This window comes from Streptomyces milbemycinicus, assembly GCF_002154605.1.
In the GTDB taxonomy this organism is placed as follows: Bacteria; Actinomycetota; Actinomycetes; order Streptomycetales; family Streptomycetaceae; genus Streptomyces; species Streptomyces milbemycinicus.
In genome coordinates this window covers 1-753 of the sequence record NZ_MUNE01001230.1, presented here as the reverse complement: position 1 = coordinate 753, position 753 = coordinate 1, and the positions used below count along the sequence as shown (strand labels likewise).

Genomic DNA, 753 nt, shown 5'->3' with positions numbered 1-753 from the left:
GATCACCGCCTGGCAGATGCTCCACCGCAAGGCACGGGTCCGCGCGGGGCAGACCGTCGTGGTGCACGGCGCCAACGGCGGCGTCGGCTCCGTCCTGGTCCAACTCGCCCACGCCGCGGGCGCGAAGGTGATCGGCACGGCGTCCACCCGCCACCACGCCGCCCTACGGGAGCAGGGAGTCACCCCCGTCGACTACCGCGCCGGGAACGTCGCCGCGCGAATCCGTGAACTCGCCCCCGGCGGAGTCGCCGCCGNNCGGCGGCCGGGGCATCAGCGACTCCTGGCGCCTTCTGGCCCCCGGCGGCACCCTCGTCTCCTACGGCAGCGCCTCCACCCGGGACGACCAGGGCTCCAAGCAGTGGCCCGTACTCAAACTCCTCGGCCGCGTCTGGCTGTGGAACACCCTGCCCAACCGCCGCCACGCCTACTTCTACAACGTGTGGGCCGGACGGGCCCTGGCCAAGAGCCGGTTCCGGGCCCGGCTGCGCGCCGACCTCACCCAGGTCTTCGCCGCCCTCCAGCACGGTGACATCACCCCCAAGATCGCCGCCGAACTGCCGCTCACCCGCGTCGCCGACGCCCTGCGGCTGGCCGAATCCGGCACCGTCGCCGGGAAGGTCGTCCTGACCCCGTAGCGCACGGCGCCGGCCGTACTCGAACACCTCATCGCGAACACCCGAACACCCACCACGAGAGGAACGCCATGTTCAGCAACCGCCCGTCGAACTCATCCGCTCAGCAGTCCCGGCCCCG

1 protein-coding gene is annotated in these 753 nt (G+C 72.6%); it reads left to right on the top strand.

Annotation, left to right across the window (positions count from 1 at the left end; translation table 11 throughout):
* Positions 1-224: 224 nt before the first annotated feature.
* Positions 225-635 carry a zinc-binding dehydrogenase gene (locus CCN51_RS60420; RefSeq protein ID WP_425444819.1) on the top strand — a complete coding sequence of 137 codons (411 nt, stop codon included), beginning with the start codon at positions 225-227 and terminating at the stop codon, positions 633-635.
* The last annotated feature ends 118 nt before the right edge of the window (positions 636-753 follow it).